This is a genomic window from Burkholderia sp. MS389 (genome assembly GCF_016899425.1).
Classification (GTDB): domain Bacteria; phylum Pseudomonadota; class Gammaproteobacteria; order Burkholderiales; family Burkholderiaceae; genus Burkholderia; species Burkholderia sola.
The window spans coordinates 624,407-642,256 of sequence record NZ_CP045995.1 but is presented as its reverse complement, the minus strand read 5'-3'; the positions used below and the strand labels follow the sequence as shown (position 1 = coordinate 642,256).

The 17,850-nt window shown below is 59.7% G+C and carries 12 protein-coding genes; all 12 read left to right on the top strand.

What is annotated here, in order from left to right; genetic code table 11:
• Positions 1–14: 14 nt before the first annotated feature.
• The 12 genes from tssC to tssM all read left to right on the top strand — a co-directional run bounded on the left by tssC (position 15) and on the right by tssM (position 17,845).
• Positions 15–1,508, top strand: coding sequence for a type VI secretion system contractile sheath large subunit (gene tssC / locus GJG85_RS19355; protein WP_050012735.1), 1,494 nt, complete (start codon positions 15–17; stop codon positions 1,506–1,508).
• A gap of 93 nt (positions 1,509–1,601) precedes the next feature.
• Positions 1,602–2,087 (top strand): Hcp family type VI secretion system effector, encoded by a 486-nt coding sequence (locus GJG85_RS19350; protein ID WP_050012734.1) that lies wholly within the window; start codon positions 1,602–1,604, stop codon positions 2,085–2,087.
• A gap of 87 nt (positions 2,088–2,174) precedes the next feature.
• Positions 2,175–2,681 (top strand): type VI secretion system lipoprotein TssJ, encoded by a 507-nt coding sequence (gene tssJ, locus GJG85_RS19345; RefSeq protein ID WP_050012733.1) that lies wholly within the window; start codon positions 2,175–2,177, stop codon positions 2,679–2,681.
• 31 nt (positions 2,682–2,712) lie between these two features.
• Entirely contained in the window at positions 2,713–4,059 is a 1,347-nt protein-coding gene (tssK, locus tag GJG85_RS19340) for a type VI secretion system baseplate subunit TssK (RefSeq protein WP_050012732.1), read from the top strand.
• 67 nt (positions 4,060–4,126) lie between these two features.
• Positions 4,127–4,462: a hypothetical protein gene (locus GJG85_RS19335; RefSeq protein WP_124631106.1), complete on the top strand. Its 336-nt coding sequence runs from the start codon at positions 4,127–4,129 to the stop codon at positions 4,460–4,462.
• A 75-nt stretch (positions 4,463–4,537) separates the two neighbouring features.
• Complete coding sequence (gene tssI, locus GJG85_RS19330; RefSeq protein WP_176015749.1) at positions 4,538–7,267, top strand: type VI secretion system Vgr family protein; 2,730 nt, start codon at positions 4,538–4,540, stop codon at positions 7,265–7,267.
• A gap of 30 nt (positions 7,268–7,297) precedes the next feature.
• Positions 7,298–9,268 (top strand): phospholipase D-like domain-containing protein, encoded by a 1,971-nt coding sequence (locus tag GJG85_RS19325; RefSeq protein WP_204384284.1) that lies wholly within the window; start codon positions 7,298–7,300, stop codon positions 9,266–9,268.
• 12 nt (positions 9,269–9,280) lie between these two features.
• Positions 9,281–10,927 (top strand): DUF6396 domain-containing protein, encoded by a 1,647-nt coding sequence (locus GJG85_RS19320; RefSeq protein ID WP_239468974.1) that lies wholly within the window; start codon positions 9,281–9,283, stop codon positions 10,925–10,927.
• Complete coding sequence (locus GJG85_RS19315; RefSeq protein WP_239468973.1) at positions 10,924–12,114, top strand: DUF6396 domain-containing protein; 1,191 nt, start codon at positions 10,924–10,926, stop codon at positions 12,112–12,114. The genes GJG85_RS19320 and GJG85_RS19315 overlap by 4 nt, the downstream gene beginning before the upstream one ends.
• 16 nt (positions 12,115–12,130) lie before the next feature.
• The gene (locus tag GJG85_RS19310; protein ID WP_080334197.1) at positions 12,131–12,394 is read left to right on the top strand and encodes a PAAR domain-containing protein; all 264 of its coding nucleotides are present in this window, start codon (positions 12,131–12,133) and stop codon (positions 12,392–12,394) included.
• A 53-nt stretch (positions 12,395–12,447) separates the two neighbouring features.
• A complete protein-coding gene (tssL, locus tag GJG85_RS19305; protein ID WP_089489409.1) occupies positions 12,448–13,710 on the top strand; it encodes a type VI secretion system protein TssL, long form in 1,263 nt (420 codons plus the stop codon).
• A gap of 25 nt (positions 13,711–13,735) precedes the next feature.
• Positions 13,736–17,845, top strand: a complete 4,110-nt coding sequence (tssM, locus tag GJG85_RS19300; protein WP_204384282.1) for a type VI secretion system membrane subunit TssM — start codon at positions 13,736–13,738, stop codon at positions 17,843–17,845.
• The last annotated feature ends 5 nt before the right edge of the window (positions 17,846–17,850 follow it).

Sequence of the window (17,850 nt, the reverse complement as noted above, 5' to 3'; positions counted from 1 at the left end):
AAAGGATGACCATCATGGCGAAACAGGAAGCACGGGGCGCAGTGGCGCAGACGAATACCGAATCCGATTTCACTCAGCTGCTGGAGCGCGAATTCCGACCCAAGACCGACGACGCGCGCGAAGCCGTCGAACTGGCCGTTCAGACGCTCGCCGAGCAGGCGCTGGCTCAAACGGCAACGATCAGCGACGATGCGTACAAGAGCATCGCGGCGATCATCGCGCAGATCGATCACAAGCTCTCCGAGCAGATCAACCTGATTCTGCACCACGGCGATTACCAGGCGCTCGAATCCGCGTGGCGTGGCCTGAATCACCTCGTGTCGAACACCGAAACCGACGAGCATCTGAAAATTCGCTTCATGGATGTCTCGAAAGCCGAGCTGCATCGCACGATGCGTCGCTACAAGGGCTTGGCCTGGGATCAGAGCCCGCTTTTCAAACAGATCTACGAAGAGGAATATGGTCAGCTCGGCGGCGAACCGTACGGGTGTCTCGTCGCAGACTACTACTTCGACCATACGCCACCGGACGTCGACCTGCTCGGCTCGATTGCGAAGGTCTCGGCTGCCGCACACACGCCGTTCATCACCGGTGCCGCACCGTCAGTTTTGCAGATGGAGTCGTGGCAGGAGCTCGCGAACCCGCGTGACCTGACGAAGATTTTCACGCAGAACCTCGAATACACCGCGTGGAACTCGATGCGCAACACCGAAGATGCGCGCTATGTGGGGCTTGCAATGCCGCGATTCCTCGCGCGCTTGCCGTATGGCGCGAAGACCAACCCGGTCGACGAATTCGATTTCGAGGAAGACACGAACGGTTCGGACCATGGGCGCTATGGCTGGGCGAACGCGGCGTACGCGATGGGCGTCAACGTCAACCGCTCGTTCAAGCAGTACGGCTGGTGCTCGCTGATTCGCGGTGTCGAATCGGGCGGCACGGTCGAGAACCTGCCGACCCACACGTTCCCGACCGACGATGGCGGCGTCGACATGAAGTGCCCGACCGAAATCGCGATCTCGGACCGACGCGAGGCCGAGCTGTCGAAGAACGGCTTCATTCCGCTCGTGCACCGCAAGAACACCGATCACGCGACGTTCATCGGCGCCCAATCGCTGCAGAAGCCGGCCGAGTATCACGATGCGGACGCGACGGCCAACGCGAACCTGTCCGCGCGCCTGCCGTACCTGTTCGCGTGCTCGCGGTTCGCGCACTACCTGAAGTGCATCGTGCGCGACAAGATCGGCGCGTTCAAGGAGCGCGAGGACATGCAGCGCTGGCTGAACGAATGGATCATGCATTACGTCGACGCCGATCCGACCAACTCGTCGCAGGAGACGAAGGCGCGCCGGCCGCTTGCGGCCGCTGAAGTGGTGGTCGAGGAGGTCGAGGGCAACCCCGGCTACTACAACTCCAAATTCTTCCTGCGTCCGCACTTCCAGCTCGAAGGGCTGACCGTCTCGCTGCGGCTCGTGACGAAGCTGCCGTCGATCAAGGAAGCGGCTTAACCATCCGGTAGGTCCAGCAGGGACGGACATCGAACGCCTTTGGTGGACGATGATCGACCGGTTTCAAATCATTTAATAAGAGGAGTACTACGCATGGCGCAAGACATTTTCCTGAAGATCGACGGCATCAACGGTGAATCGCTCGACGACAAGCACAAGGACGAAATCGAAGTTCTGACCTGGGAGTGGGACATCCAGCAGGAATCGACGATGCACGCCGGTAGCGGCGGCGGCGCCGGCAAGGCCACCGTCAAGGACCTGACGTTCGAGCACAACATCGACCGCGCCAGCCCGAACCTGATGAAGTACGCGCTCACGGGCAAGCACATCGACCAGGCAACGCTGGTGATGCGCAAGGCCGGCGGCAACCCGCTCGAATACCTGAAGCTCACGATGAGCGACGTGATCGTCACGCGCGTGAAGCCGTCGGGCAGCAAGAACGACGCGGAAAAGAGCCGTGAATCGGTGTCGCTGTCGTTCGCGAAGGTCAAGCAGGAGTACGTCGTGCAGAACGCGCAGGGCGGCAGCGGTGGCGCCGTGACCGCGAGCTTCGACATCAAGGGCAACAAGGAAGCGTAATCGCATCGATGCCTCGCAACCGGTGCAGGCGAATCGTCTCCGTCGGTTGTGGGGCGTCCCACATTGGGAATAAGGGTTCATAGCTGCATGCGCTCGATACCGACCGTCGCCACACTTGTCTGCGCGCTCGCGCTTTCCGCTTGCGCAAGCAGTGGCGAGCCGAAGCCGAAGGAGCCGATTCGGCTCGATATGCGCGTGAACGCGCTGCCCGATGTCAATCCGGACGACCGGGGAAGGGCTGCGCCGATCGTCGTGCGCGTTTACGAACTGAAGAACGACGGTGCCTTCGAGGCATCCGACTTTTTCACGCTGCAGACCCAGCACAAAACGGTGCTGGCCGACGACGTGGTGAAACGCGACGAGTTGCAGTTGCGCCCTGGCGAGCACCGGACGTTCGTGCGCCGGCCCGATTCGGCCACGAAGGCCATCGGCGTGATCGCGGCTTATCGCGACTTGCCGAATGCGGTGTGGCGAGCAGTTTATGTGATGCCGACCGCACCGGACAAGGCGTGGTACCGCCTGTTCACGCCGAAGCTGAAACTGACCATCGATCTCGAGGCCAAGGCCGTCAAGATCACGGAAGCGAAAAAATGAAACACGTCGCGCAACAAAACGGACGGCACGCATGAGCTGGTACGCCAAGGTCGCCTGGCAGGAAGGGCTGTTCTTTCGCCCGCAGCTGTTCCAGCAGCAGGACCGCTATTTCGAGAAATACGCGCATCAGCGTGCGGCGCCGCTGTCGCCGTTCTTTTTCGGCTTCACGCACTACGCGCTCGACCATGAAGCGCTGGCGCTCGGCAAGGTGGTCGTCAAGTCGGCGGCCGGGGTGTTCGCCGACGGCACGCCGTTCGATGCGCCGGGCAACACGCCGTTGCCGCCGCCGTTGACGATTCGGCAGGAGCATCTGGATCAGGTCATCTATCTGGCCGTGCCTGTCCGGTTGCCGAATTGCGAGGAGACCACCTTCGACAACACACCCGATTCGCTCGCACGCTATCAGGTGTTCGACACGGAGCTGCGTGACACGAACTCGATCGGTCTTGCGCCCGAATCGGTGCAACTGTCGAACTTGCGAGTACGCCTGCTGCCTGAAAAGGAGTTGGGCGATGCGTGGATCGGTCTCGCACTCACGTGCGTGAAGACGATTCGCGCGGATGGCAGCATCGCGCTCGACGACACGCTTGTGCCGCCCGTATCCGGTTACGGCGCGAGCGACCTGCTCACGAGTTGGGTGACAAAGATTCATGATCTCGCGCGCTTGCGCGCGAATGCGCTGGCGCAGCGCCTGGCCGGAACCGATGACACCACCGCGAGCGCGGCGACTGTTACCGATTACCTGCTGTTGCAGATTCTCAACCGCTACGAGCCGCTGCTTCAGCATCTGCTGCGGGTGCCGGCGACATCGCCATCGGACGTATACGCGCTGCTGATCGGCATGGCTGGCGAGTTGTCGACGCATCTGCGCACCGATACGCGCCGTCCGCTCGAAACGCATCCGATGTATCAGCATACGACGCCGCATGTGTGCCTGAAGCCGGTTGTCGACGACACGCATCGGCTGCTCAACGCCGTGCTGGTGCGCAGCGCGCAGAGCATCGCGCTCGAGGATCGCGGTCACGGCATGCGCAACGCGGTGGTCGATCCGGTCGACATGCAAGGGTTCACCGCGCTGGTGCTGGCCGTGCATGCGGCAATGCCTGCGGATGCGCTGAAGCAGCAGTTTCTCGCGCAGGCGAAGGCGGGGCCGTCGGACAAGCTGCCGAGCCTCGTGCGCAGTCACTTGCCGGGTATTGGCCTCGAAGCGTTGCCGGTGCCCCCGCGGCAGATTCCATTCAACGCGGGCTACATCTATTACGAATTGACTCAGGGCGGGCCGCTTTGGGAGGAAGTCGTGCGGCATGGCGGCGTTGCGTTGCATGTCGCGGGGGAGTTTCCGTCGCTCAAGCTCGAATTGTGGGGCGTACGGGCATAAGCGCGTCCGTTGCGAGAGAGCTAGATAGCTAATTGGCCCAAGCTCTTAACTAACTCGAATCTGGAAAATGAAAAATATCACCAAGCGGTCTCCGAACCCAACTCAGAAAGAACTCATACGGCGCGGTATCGGACTGGCTTGGTTGATTGTGGTCGTAGGCTATTGCTTTGTCTTATTTGTAGGTGTGGGATCGCAGTCGTTTTGGGGGGGCTATGGCCTTATCGTGCCACCGTTGCTAGCGGTCGGTTGTGCGATTGTCTTGTTTGTACGCGGCGAACCGGATATCGCCGGCGGAATCTTTCTTGGTCTTGTATATGTTTTTTGTGTATTGATTGTTTCGGTGGGTATTTTGTTTTTCTATTTCATTAATAATCCGCCTCAGCTCGTCAACGGCTGGAAATGAATCGGCGGATAGGCGTCGATACCCGAACGCACTATAGGTAAACCGCAGCTCAAGTGATTCAATGGAGATGTCGGAATGGCTTTGTTTGATGCACCACGGACACTATCAGTCTCAGGCGCGGCCCTGCCGCTGTATGCGGGACAGTCGATCCTCACTCCGGTGAAACTCACCGGTGGCGAGACCGTTGGCGAACTGTTCGAGTACACGCTTGAGCTGAAAACTCCGGATGCGCTCGGGTTTTCGCAGAGCATCGCGGCGAACGTCAAGCTCGACACGCTGATCGGTACGGAAGTGACCGTATCGATTCAGCTCGAGGGCAAGGGCCGCTTCATCCCCGGCTTGGCCGGCAATGCTGGCATGGCCAATCTCGGCGCGGGCGCACGCGAGATTACCGGTATCGTGAGCCATGCGACGCTCGTGCGCGAGGATGGTCGTTCGATCGTGTATGCACTCACGCTGCGGCCATGGCTCTGGCAAGCAACCAAGAATTGCGACTGTCGTATCTTCCAGGACATGTCCGTGGTCGAGATCACTGATGCGGTGCTCTCGTCGTATCCGTTCCCGGTCGAAAAACGGCTCACCACGCCGCGGCCGAACAACGCATGGCCCAAGCGTGACATTCAACGCCAGCACTTCGAAAGCGACTGGACGTTCCTGCAGCGCCTGTGGGAAGAGTGGGGCATCTACTACTTCTTCGAGCATGGCGAAGGCAAGCATCGCCTTGTGCTGTGCGACTCGATGGGCGCGCTCAAACCGCTTGGTGACGCGTATGCCGCGCTTCGCTACGAACCGCCGACCGGTCGACGGCTTGACGAGGAACACATTCAGGACTTCTCGGTCTCCCACGCGCTGACCGCAGGTGCGGTGACGAGCGTCGACTACGACTATACGTTGCCGCGTGCGGACCTGAAGGTGACGCGTGAGGATCCTCGCGATACGGGGCTTGCCCACCAGGAGCACTACACGTGGGGTGATTACGCACAGCCGCAGGCTGGTGCGGCTGGACTCTCGGGCGATCACAACGAGCCGCGCACGGAAGCGGAGTACCTGACGCTGGTGCAGATGGAGGCTCGGCGTTGTCAGGGGCTGAGGGCCTACGGCAAAGGCAACCTGCGCGGCATGGTGGCAGGCCAGACGTTCGTGCTGTCGCACTATCCGCAGGATGCGGCGAATCGCGAGTATGCGGTGATCGCCTGCAAGCTGACGATCGAGGAGATTGGCGAAGCGTCCGGATCCGGCCAGCGATACCGTTGCGAGGCGGATTTTACGGTGCAGCCGACAATTGAACCGTTCAGGCTGCTGCGTACGATTGCAAAGCCACGTGTGAACGGCGTCGAATATGCCGTCGTGACGTGTCCGGAGAATCAGGAAATCTGGACTGATGCGTACGGTCGGGTGAAGCTCCAGTTTCTGTGGGACCGGCTCGGCAACAACGACGAGCGTTCAAGTTGCTGGGTGCGCGTGGCCGGTGCGTGGCATGGCGATCAGTTCGGCGGAATCTTTCTGCCGCGCCGGGGGCATGAGGTCGAAGTCGCTTTCGTCAACGGCGATCCGGACTTACCGATCATCGTGGGGCGTGCGGCCAATGCATTCAACATGCCGCCGTTCGCATTGCCGAAAAACCAGACGCTTGCCGGCTATCGCAGCCGGGAGGTCGGCGGCCGTCGGGCGAATACGCTCGCCTTCGACGACACGAACGGAAAAATCCAGGCCCACCTGTCGAGCGACGAAGGCACTTCGCAGTTGAATCTCGGGTATATCACGCGCATTGCCGGCAATGCTGGGCGGCAGGATGAGCGTGGTCGAGGGGCTGAATTGCGAACGGACGGCAAAGCTGCGGTTCGGGGGGCCGAAGGGCTATTGCTCACGACCTTCAGTCGACCAGCCGCCAATGGCGACGCATTCAGCGTCGACGAGATCGATGCGCAGCTTTCCGAGTCCCAGGAGCTTGCAGAAGGGCTTGCACACACTGCTCAGTCCGTTCATGCGCACGATGGTGAACAAACCACCATTGTGACGTCTTTGAAAGCACAGGCGAATGCTATTCGGGGCGGCGGCAAGCTGAATCAGTTCCGGGACCCTCAGCTTGTACTCGCCAGTCCCGCCGGCATCGTTGCGAGTACGCCGGAACAGATTCATCTGAGCAGTGGCCGTGCTGCCGCGGTGACTGTCGGTACCGACATGTCGGTCAGCACGGGCGGTGGCTTGTTCGCGAGCATGCGCAAGGCGTTACGGTTGTTTGTCTATCAAGCCGGTATGCGCTTGGTGGCCGCGGCAGGTGACATCGATCTAAAGGCGCTGAAAGACAGTATTAACCTGCTCGCGAAACTCAATGTCACGGTCGTTGCCGACCGGATTCGCATCAGTGCTCAGCAGGAAGTGGAAATAAGCGGAGGCGGTAGCTACACGCGCTGGCGTGCCGGTGAGATCACAAGCGGTACAAACGGGAATTTCGAAGTGCATTCGGCTGGGCGCATATTCACCGGTCCGGACAACAAGAGCAGCCCGCTCGTGCTCGACGCCCCGGAATTGCCGGAAAACCTGCACTTCACGCTTGGCGCGCTACCTGGGGCCGCGAACCGGTACGTGGACGAGCCGTACGAATTGTTCAAGGGAACCGCAAAGATCGGAGAGGGCGTGACCGACGAGTTCGGGCGCGTGATCGTCATGAATCATCAGCCGGGAACAAGCGCGTATCGCGTCAAACTCAGCAACGGCGGTGAGTTCAATCTTAAGGTGCGCGATGCGCTTAATCACGATCCCGAGCATGTCGATCTGCGCTCGAATCGTGGCGAACGCGTGTGACGTGTGCTCGAAACGCTACGGGACAACTATATGGCCGACGACATCAAGACGCATAATCCAGTTGATATTGCAATCGACGAAGCTGGGCGTAGGGCGCAAGGCACCGTGCAATGGCTGCTGGAAAAGCGCGAGAAGAATCCGATTACTTACGGCAACGCATTGGATTTCTTTGTATGTGGCCGCGAAGGCTTCGAAAGAATCGAGAAGGACATCCGTGACGCCAAGGCAACCGTGGATATTGTCTGCTGGGGGTTCGATCCGGCAATGGAACTCGTCCGCTCTGGGGCGGAATGGAAGCGTGGAAAAACATACGGTGAGTTGCTGCATGAAGTCACTACTCGAGCGCGGAATCCCGTTCGCGTTCGCTTGCTGATTTGGTATGACTTGCTCGCATCGACCAAGCAGAACAACATGCCTGGTTACACCGATGCGAAGCACGGACCACTTGGATCGCCATACGCAAATCACGCTCGCCACGATTACTGCGTGAAGTGGTGGCAGGATCATCTCCCTTCGTCGCAAAGGGCGCAAGGAAGAAACCCAAATCTACAGATCGTTTTGCGAAGTATTTCCAGATCAGATGTCAAGGCTTTAATCGATCAGGCTCCAAAGGAGCAAGATCCACCCGCGTTCGAATGGTATAACCCCGTAGACGAGGCCGGGCTTCTGTGGAATTTTCCGACGCATCACCAGAAGCCGATACTGATTGATTACGAGCATGAAGGAGGCCTTCATGCCATTGGATATGTCATGGGCCTCAACTCCGTGACGGACTACTGGGACAGCGAAAACCATCGAATCGACGACTCGCTGCGCGAGACCTGGTCGGCAACAAATGTCGATGGCGAGCACGCGCAAGCAAAAGCTACGCAGAATCCCGGAAATCGAACTGGTACGGGGCAATACAAGCATGCGAGGCCACTGCAAGATTACGCTTGCCGGGTAGTCGGGCCGGCGCTCAAGCGTCTGCACCAGAATTTTGAGCAAGGCTGGAATTTGTTCGCGCCCAAAGACTGGAAGACGAAGGAGTTGGCAGCGTTGCCACCTCGGATCCCCACCTTGCCGAAAAATTCACGGCAGGCTGTACAGATAGTTCGGACTCAGGCTCACGAGCGGGAAAAAAGCATCAAGGAGCTGTATTTCCAGGCGACAAGCTACGCACGTAACTACATCTATATCGAAAATCAGTACTTTTATTACCCGGAATTCGCGCGTCATTTGAAGGATCAGCGAGAAAAGTTCTGTGATGCTTGGGATCGTCTGTCCAAGAAGCCGATTGCCGAAATTCCTAGGCTCCATCTGTTCATCGTCATTCCACATCCGGAGGACGACGGAATGGTGCCGCGTACCTTTGACACATTGACGGAACTCGGTCACGGAAAAGCGATGCCGAATCAGGCCGATTTGGTGGATTCCGGAAAGATGAGTCAGGACTATAAAAGAGCAAAGTATGTTCAATACGACCTGAATCTCAAGGATGAACACGGAAATCCGCTCAAGGTCAAGGCAAGGCACAAGGTGCTCGATCGTCCGAGCGTGGAGGCGTTGGAGGGCACGCTTGGCCTGAAAGTGAGCGTGGCGCGACTGCGCACAAGCGGGATGGTGGGAGGGAAGATGGCGTATCGCGAGATTTATATTCACTCGAAGCTGATGCTGATCGACGATGTATTCGTGACACTCGGGAGCGCCAACCTGAATCAACGAAGTATGTCGGTGGATAGCGAAATCAATATTGCTGCGACTGGGGAGGAGTGGGCTGCGAAGTTGCGTGAGCGGGTGTTTGGATTGCAATCGGGGGGGCGAATAAGTGGGGCGGGAGAAAGAGATTTGTTGTCGGAAGTATTCGATAAATGGAATAAGCAAATGGAAAAGAATGCTGATCTGAGGGAGCGCGAAAAACCGATGAATAGTTTTTTGCTGCCATTTGAGGACTATCGATCTACAGCGACCATGCACGCGGGAGTCACTGTTCCGTCGTTGAACGAACGAGTGACGGTGTGATAGGAGATGCCGATGACTGTTGCGATTGGCCTTGTACGTTTTCTTTGTGCCGCTCTGTTCGTGCATGCTATCCACGCGCATGCGGGGCCATTGACCACCTTGACCAACAAATTGATCCCCGCCATGTCTGACCAGCCCCGCTACGAGAAACTTCCGTTGTTTAATCCGCACCGCAAGGAATTCAAGTGCGTATATCAGGATCAGCACGTGCCGCCGATCGATCTACAGGCAGAGCAGTGGTTCCAGCAGGCGTTGGCGCTCGACGATCCGGACGTGTACTACAAGCGGCGCGACTACGCGAAGATTTATCGACTATACGAGCAGGCGGCCGAACACGATCACTGGAAGGCAATGCTGAATCTCGCGGGATTGATTTTGAGCAGCTATCCGGGCGTGCCTGAGCGTAATCCGGAAGTAGCGATTCGTTGGCTGGAGAAGGCGATGACGCTAGGTGTGCCGGATGCGTACGATCAGATGGGTGTGTACCACCAGAGGGGGCTGGTCAAAGGCGGAAACGCCACCAGTGCTTATGCGTTCTTCCAAAGAGCAGCTGATATGGGAAGCCCGTCCGCCATGACGTTCCTAGCCAGCAAGCTAGCCGGGACATATGACGATCCGGGGGGCGAGTTCTGGGGGAATGAACCCATTGCGACGCAGATGCTTGAGTGTGCTTTGGCGCAAGGGCATGGGGATGCCGCCAATAAACTCAGCTACATTTATGCCCGATCGATGACGCCATCGGCGAAGCGACGTGCACTAGAGGTGCTGCACGAGGGGGTGAGGCTTGGAAGTTCCAAATGTGCTAGCAATATCTTTACCGAATTCGATGGATTTGATTTGACCGACGGTAGCAATCTTGTCGGTTACATCGATCAAGCCCGCGCCCAGCGGTATAGCAAGATTGCCCGAGTCTTGGAGCATTACCGGGGTCGTCTTAAGCTCCCGAACCTAGACAAGGTTCTTCCGCTCCCGCCGGCGCCGTTGCCGAAATGGGATGGCGACGTTAAGACACTGATCGATGCAGCCAAGGCAGTGACACCACCTCCGAAAAAAGACCCGGCATCCAAATTGGAAGGTCGAGCCCGCATGCCTGAGGGGCAGGGTGTCATGTCGCTAGCGCAAAGTCCGTATGCCGTGAACGGTGACAAGGTGGTGCCGGAAAGTGGCTACTGGATGGCGCTCTACGGCTTGTCGACCATGCGTAAGGACCAACTGAAATTTGCCCGCGGCGGTCACCCCGAGCGCTATCGGGCCGGTGAGCGTTTCGACCCGCCGCACGTCAACTGGCTGGAAGCCGAACAGGTGCAGTGGCATTACCTGGGCGAATCTCGACCAGTGCCGCCGAGTCGATCGGTATTTCTGGCGCAACTGCGTGATGCCGGATTTTTGCGTCAACTTGAGACGCAGCCTGAGAAGTTGTCGTGCCACGGATCGGAGCGATGCCCGCAAACGGGTATTTGGGAGGCAAGCGTCGGCGTGGATCATCCGCTCGCGGCCTTGTACAACCGCTGGGATCAGCAAGCATTCGTGCCGGAGGGGCAGCCGTTTCCGAAACCAGTTGATCGTCACCTGGAGATTGACCCAGTGCATGTGCAGTGGGTCTTCATGGGTAGCCCCAATGCACGGACGGACGACGGTTTCGAAAGGATTGCGCTGTGAGCAAATCCGGAACGAGTGTGGTCGGGCGGCGCTTGTGCGTTGTGGTCATGAGCCTTTGCTTGTTCGCGGTCAGCGTGCAGGCGGGGCCGCTAACTACCGTGACCAACAAATTGACTGCCGCGATGTCTGACCAGCCCCGCTACGAGAAACTTCCGCTGCTTAATCCGCACCGCAAGGAATTCAAGTGCGTATATCAGGATCAGCACGTGCCGCCGATCGATCTACAGGCAGAGCAGTGGTTCCAGCAGGCGTTGGCGCTCGACGATCCGGACGTGTACTACAAGCGGCGCGACTACGCGAAGATTTATCGACTATACGAGCAGGCGGCCGAACACGATCACTGGAAGGCAATGCTGAATCTCGCGGGATTGATTTTGAGCAGCTATCCGGGCGTGCCTGAGCGTAATCCGGAAGTAGCGATTCGTTGGGTGGAGAAGGCGATGACGCTAGGTGTGCCGGATGCGTACGATCAGATGGGTGTGTACCACCAGAGGGGGCTGGTCAAAGGCGGAAACGCCACCAGTGCTTATGCGTTCTTCCAGAGAGCAGCGGATATGGGAAGTCCGGCGGCCATGACGTTCCTAGCCAGCAAGCTAGCCGGAACGTATGACGATCCAGGCGGCGAGTTCTGGGGGAATGAACCCATTGCGACGCAGATGCTCGAGTGCGCGTTGGCGCAAGGATATGGGGATGCGGCCTATAAGCTTAGCTACATCTATGCCCGACAGGAGACCCCGGATGCCAGAAGGCGGGCGCTTGAGACGCTGCATGAAGGTGTAAGGCTCGGAAGTAGAAAATGTGCAAGCATGATTCGCGCCCAATTTAGGGGATTCAACCTGGCAGAAGGGCGCAGTTTAGTCGGATACGTAGACAGCGCACGCGCTGAGCGCTATTACAAGATCGGAGAAGTACTCGAGCATTATCAAGGTCGTCTGAAACTCCCGAACCTAGACAAGATCCTTCCTCTCCCCCCGACACCATTACCGAAATGGAACGGAGATATCAAGACACTGATCGATGCGGCCAAGGCGACGACACCATCGTCCACGAAGAACGCGGTGCCGCCGCCTGACGGTCGAGGACATATATCGCGGGACGTCGACGCATTACCGTTCGATCACGGTCTTGATGCCATATCAACGATTTATTTAATTTCCGCAGTCGATCGATTTCTTGTCCATAATTGACTTCAATGGAGAAAACATGTCCCGACAGATCATTGTGGTCAGTGACACGCTGGCACCTCACGGCGGCGAGATATTAACGGGAAGTAGTACGGATAGTATTGAAGGAAAAGCCATTGTTCGTAAATTCGACCTCGTCCGTTGCGCAGAGCACGGCGTGAATCGAATCGAGGAAGGGGACGAAACTTTCCTGGTCGATGGAGTGCCGGTTGCTCTCGAAGCACATCATGCTGGTTGCGGATGTGTGCTGGTGAGTCGATTGAAAACCATATCGGTATCTTGAATTAAATAAATTCGTATTGTTATGTAAGCGTTATTAAAAATCGATGTTTCTTTATGACTAACCAATCAAGCGAGGCCGTGGCGCCCCTCGTCGATCAAAAGCCATCACCGGATAATCGGCAAGAAGCTCCGGGAGCCATGGCCATCCCGTTGCCGAAAAGGCTGTTGGCCGTCCAGAGCGCACAAAACCCGTTGCTTGAAGCAGCAAGTGCACTCCTGCGTGCGCAGGCGGATATGCCGGAACATCTTGAACCTGAGCAGATACTTGCACTACACATGCTCCTCGATCAGGAAGTGCGCGTATTCGAGAAACTCTGCGAACAGGCAAACATCCGGCGAGATCACATGATCGGCGCGAGCTACTGTCTGTGCACGGCACTGGACGAAGCCGCAACACAAACCGCATGGGGCCAGGAGGGTTCGGCGGCAATCGAATGGATCCACGATGGGCTTGCAACCACTTTCCACGGAGATCTCAAGGGCGGCGACAAGGTCTATCTTCTGATTGGGCGCTTGCTGGAAGATCCGGATGAGCACCGGGACCTTCTTCAAGTGATCTACCGCATTCTCAGCCTCGGTTTCCAAGGCCGATACCGGGACATGACCGACGGCAAGCGCAAGCACGACGCGATTCGTCAACGGCTCTACAACGTGATCACGTCTCAGCGCGAACCCGTGCCGCTGACGCTATCGCCCCACTGGCAATCGCCCGCGACAGGCAAACGCTTGTCGTTCACCGATTTTCCGGTATGGATCACCGTCACGATCCTGTCGGTCATCCTGCTCGGCCTGTTCGGATGGTTCAAGTACGAACTGTTCAGCCGCAGCGCGGACGTCCAGAAGCAGATTGCCGACATCGCCCGCATGACGCCGCCGCCTGCACCGCCTCCACAACTGCATCTCAAACAGTTGCTCGAGGACGAAATCGCGGCAGGCACGGTAAGCGTCGTCGAGGATGCCCGCCACAGCGCCGTCACGTTCCGCGGCGACGCCATGTTCAAGCCCGGTGGCGCTTCGGTTCAGGCATCGATGAATCCGCTGATTTCGAAGATCGCCACAGAGATCGCCAAGGTGCCGGGCAAGGTCACGATCATCGGCTACACGGACAACGTGCCGATTCGCAGCCGACATTTCGCATCGAATCAGATGCTGTCGGAAGAACGCGCCACCCAGGTCATGCAGATGCTGCAAACCGCCGGCGTGCCGGCGAACCGGCTCGAAGCCGTCGGCAAGGGCGATGCCGATCCGGTCGGCGACAACCGCACCGCGCAGGGGCGTGCGCAAAACCGGCGCGTCGAGATCGACGTCGCACGCTAAGCCAGATCCGTTTCCGGAATAACACATGAAGAAGTTCCAGTTCCTGTCGTTTCTGGCCTCGCGCCAGTTCCTCGCGTTCCTCGCACTGATCGTCGTTTCGCTCGTGATCTGGTTCGTCGGCCCGTTTTTCGCGTTCGGCGGGCTCAAGCCGCTCGCCGGCGCCGGCATCCGCGTGCTGCTGATCGCGCTGTTGCTCGCCGGTGTGCTGCTCTGGCTCGTGGGCGTGTCGACGAGCATCGTGTTCATCGCGTTGCTGTGCCTGCTGATCTGGTATGCGGCGCCGCTGCTGTCGCTTGGCCATACAACGCCGTTCGAGCCCGTGTCGGCCCGACTCACCGCGATCGCACTGATCGTGGCGGCTTTTGTCCTCTTCTGGATCGTCCGCGTGTGGCAAAAAATGCGCGAAGACGATGCGTTCATGAAGAAGATGCTGCGCATGGATCGCCGCAAGAATGAGTCGCCCGCTGCAGCCCGCCTGCGGAAAATCGAAGGGATCGTGACGAGCGCGCTCGTGCGCCTGCAATCGATGCGTACCGGCGCGCGTGGTCTTGGCAAGCTATTCCAGGGCAAGCGCTATTTGTACGAACTGCCTTGGTACATCACGCTCGGTTCGCACGCGTCCGGCAAGACGAGCGTACTGATGAACGGCGGGTTGGCGTTTCCCGTTGCCGAGCAGATGCAGCGCGCGGCCGGGACGCCTGTCGGCGACGCTGCCGCGGTGGACTGGTGGTTGACCAACGAAGCTGTATTGATCGACACGGCCGGCTACTACACGCGTCATGGCACGTCGACGGCTGATGACGTCGGCGCGCCCACTGAGGAAACGGGAAAGCCCGCAACCCGCGTTCCGGGCAAGGCCGGCGCCGATGCCGAGCCGGCTGCGGATGGTGCTGGAGAAGATGAGAAGCAGAACGAGGCGTCGCACTCGAAAGCCGCTGCAACGTCGATGGCCAGCGGCCATGTCGTGTCGCCTGGCCCGGGTACGGGCGAACGCCGACAGAAGGTGGATCGTGCGGAGTGGCTCGGATTTCTGGGCATGCTGCGCCGGCATCGTCCTCGCGCACCGATCAACGGCGCGTTGCTGACGATCGATCTTGCGACGTTGGCAAGCGCCGACGAACAGGCGCGCGTGGCGGAGGCTGCCGCGTTGCGCGCGCGGCTGGCGGAACTGAGGCAGGAGCTGGGTATTCGTTTTCCTGTTTATGTGGTCGTCACGAAGATGGATCGTCTGACAGGCTTCGCCGAGTATTTCGGCGCGCTGACAGCCGAGGGGCGGGCGCAGGCATGGGGCTTCGCGCTTCCGTATGGCAAGGAAACCGTTGCGAAGCAAGGGCTGCGCGCGCGCTGCCATACGGAACTCGCCGAACTTGCGCAACGGCTCAGCGCTTCGATCGATACGCATTTGCAGGACGAATACGAATCGCACAAGCGCCGATCGCTTGCCGCGTTGCCCGAGGAGTTCGCCGCGCTGCTCGGACCGCTGCTCGAGATGATCGACCGCGTGTTCCTCGATTCGCGTTACGACGACACCCAGCTCCATTCGACGTTGCGCGGCGTGTATTTCACGAGTGCGCGGCAACGGGATGGCGAGCTCGTTGCGAAGCGCAACACAGTCGTTCAACGTCTTCTGTCGACTCAGAAACACGCGCCCGTTTCACCCGCGCGCGCCGAGGGCAATCAGGGTTTCTTCTTGCACGATCTCCTGACTCGCGTCGTGTTCCCTGAAGCGCATCTGGTGAGCCCCAACCTGCGCTGGGAATATCGTTACCGCCTCTCGCGCCTGATCGGCCACACATTGGCGCTGGTGTTGTTCGTGTGGTTGGCAATCGGACTCCGCGCGAGCTTCGGCCACAACAGCGACTATCTCGATGCGGTTGACCGCAAGGTGCAGGCGCTTGCGGCGCGCGTCACCCAGCTCTACAAGGCACCCAAACCGGAGGCCGTGCCGGACACGCTGACCGACGCGCGCGATTTGCCGACCTTCCCCGGTCTGGACCTGTCGAATCCGGACAGCACGTGGCGCTACGGTCTCTACACGTCGGCGGACATCGCCACCGAAAGCCGCCATGCGTATGACGTGCTGGAGGACAACCTGTTGCTGCCGCAGATCGTGCACCGCCTGGAAGACGTCATGTCCCGGGCGATCGCCAGCAAGGACCCGAAGGCCGCCTACGATGCGCTGCGCGTCTACCTGATGCTGTACGACAAGGCGAAGTTCAACGCGGATGACGTCAAGGCCTGGGTGCTCGACGACTGGGCGAAGACCGACAGCGCGGCTGCTTTCGGTGGACGTGTGTCGATGATCGACCACGTGCAGCAGCTTTTCTCCGGAGCGCGCGTGGTGCAGTCGCCGCTCATCCGCAACGATGCGCTGGTGCAGCAGGCGCGCGCGTTTCTCGATGGCAGCAACGCAACCGATCGCCTTTACCAGCGCGCGAAGGCAGCCATGCTCAAGGAGGCGCCCGACGAATTTACGTTGCTGCGCGCGATCGGCCCGCAGGCCGGCACGGTGTTCACGCGAGCGAGCGATGCACCGTTGTCGCGCGGCGTGTCGGGGCTCTTCACGTTCGAAGGCTATCGGAATCTGTTCGACAAGCGATTGCCGGAATTCGTGCAAATCGCGCGAGACGACGATGCGTGGGTGATGGGGCGCTCGTATCTGGCGGGTTCGTCGGATTCGGCTCAAAAAAAAACGGCTGAGATCGTGAGCAGCGCGACTGGCGCGGACGATGCGTTGACCGACGCGGTCCGCCGCGAATACCTGATGGAATATGCGCAGCAATGGGACGCGTTTCTCGACGACATCCGCACCGTGAGCGGTACGAGCCTTGCGTTCAATCTGAAGGTGCTGCGCAGCTTCGCGGCGCCCGATTCGCCGCTCGTGCGGCTGGCCCGCGCGGCCGTGCGCGAGACGACGCTCACGCAGCCGCTCGCTGCGTCGGACGGTTCGCTGCTGCAGCGGGCCGCCGACCAGCTCAATCAGAAGGCGGACAAGGCGTCGGGTATTCGGGCGTCGGAGCGCGTTGAACGGGAACTCGTCGACAATCACTTCGCGGCGCTGCGCGAGGTCGTGACGGGGAGCGTGGATGCGCAGTCCGATACGCAGCCTGTCGCCGCGCGGGCGGACAAGACGGGGCTGGATGGCGTCACCAACCTGCTGAACGACTATTACACGGCGCTCACCGTCGCCGACAATGCGTTGTCGAACAACAGCATGCCACCGGCGAGCGACGTCGCCGCGAAATTGAAAATGACGGCCGACACGATGCCCGCGCCGTTCCGCGCGGTATTGCTGCAGCTCTCGGCCGACGGCTCGCGCGAAGTCAATCAGGGGATTGGCCACCTGCTGTCGCGCCAGATGCAGGCGGTGGTCGGCGATACGTGCCGGCTGATCGTCGAGGGCAACTATCCGTTTTCACCGGACAGCACGCGGGACGTCGGCATCGACGATTTCACGCGGGTATTTGCGCAGGGCGGCTTGATCGACGACTTCTTCACGAAAACGCTTGCCCCGTTCGTCGACACGGCCGCGAAGCCGTGGCGCTACCGGACGCTGCCTGGCGCAGCCGAACCCATGCGGGGGCCGGACCTGGAGCCGTTCGAGCATGCGAAGGCCATTCGCGATGTCTTTTTCAACGATCCCGGCCACAAGCAACTGACATGGAAGGCCGACATCCGGATTCCCGAGCTTGACCCGACGATCATGAGTCTGTCGCTCGACATCGACGGACAGACTGCGCTCTATCAACACGGTCCGGTCGCGCCTTTCACGGTCACGTGGCCGGGGCCGCGCGGTGGCGTCCACACGGAAATCACGGCCAGCCCGCGGATTCGGCCGGACACGTCGACGATCGCAGCGGACGGACCGTGGGCGTTGATGCGCCTGCTCCAGAAAGGTCGCGTGGTGGACACGGCGACGCCGGGCCGTACGCGCATCGCGTTCAGTTTCGACGGTCGACAAGCGGCGCTCGACGTCGTAAGCGCCGGGAGCGTCGCGAATCCGCTCACGAGCGACGTGCTGAAGACCTTCCGGTGTCCCAGCACGATGTCGACGTTCAACCTGCCGGACAGCGGCCCGCCGCCGGGGTTGCCGCGAGGCATGTTGCCGGCGAGCACGGAAAGCGCCTCCCGCTGAATCGG

Bases quoted from the DNA above. Each gene is read 5' to 3' on its own strand.
- tssM (WP_204384282.1), top strand. From the start codon at position 13,736: ATGAAGAAGTTCCAGTTCCTGTCGTTTCTGGCCTCGCGCCAGTTCCTC.
- GJG85_RS19335 (WP_124631106.1), top strand. From the start codon at position 4,127: ATGAAAAATATCACCAAGCGGTCTCCGAACCCAACTCAGAAAGAACTC.
- GJG85_RS19350 (WP_050012734.1), top strand. From the start codon at position 1,602: ATGGCGCAAGACATTTTCCTGAAGATCGACGGCATCAACGGTGAATCG.
- tssC (WP_050012735.1), top strand. From the start codon at position 15: ATGGCGAAACAGGAAGCACGGGGCGCAGTGGCGCAGACGAATACCGAA.
- GJG85_RS19320 (WP_239468974.1), top strand. From the start codon at position 9,281: ATGACTGTTGCGATTGGCCTTGTACGTTTTCTTTGTGCCGCTCTGTTC.
- tssK (WP_050012732.1), top strand. From the start codon at position 2,713: ATGAGCTGGTACGCCAAGGTCGCCTGGCAGGAAGGGCTGTTCTTTCGC.
- tssI (WP_176015749.1), top strand. From the start codon at position 4,538: ATGGCTTTGTTTGATGCACCACGGACACTATCAGTCTCAGGCGCGGCC.
- GJG85_RS19325 (WP_204384284.1), top strand. From the start codon at position 7,298: ATGGCCGACGACATCAAGACGCATAATCCAGTTGATATTGCAATCGAC.
- tssJ (WP_050012733.1), top strand. From the start codon at position 2,175: ATGCGCTCGATACCGACCGTCGCCACACTTGTCTGCGCGCTCGCGCTT.
- tssL (WP_089489409.1), top strand. From the start codon at position 12,448: ATGACTAACCAATCAAGCGAGGCCGTGGCGCCCCTCGTCGATCAAAAG.
- GJG85_RS19310 (WP_080334197.1), top strand. From the start codon at position 12,131: ATGTCCCGACAGATCATTGTGGTCAGTGACACGCTGGCACCTCACGGC.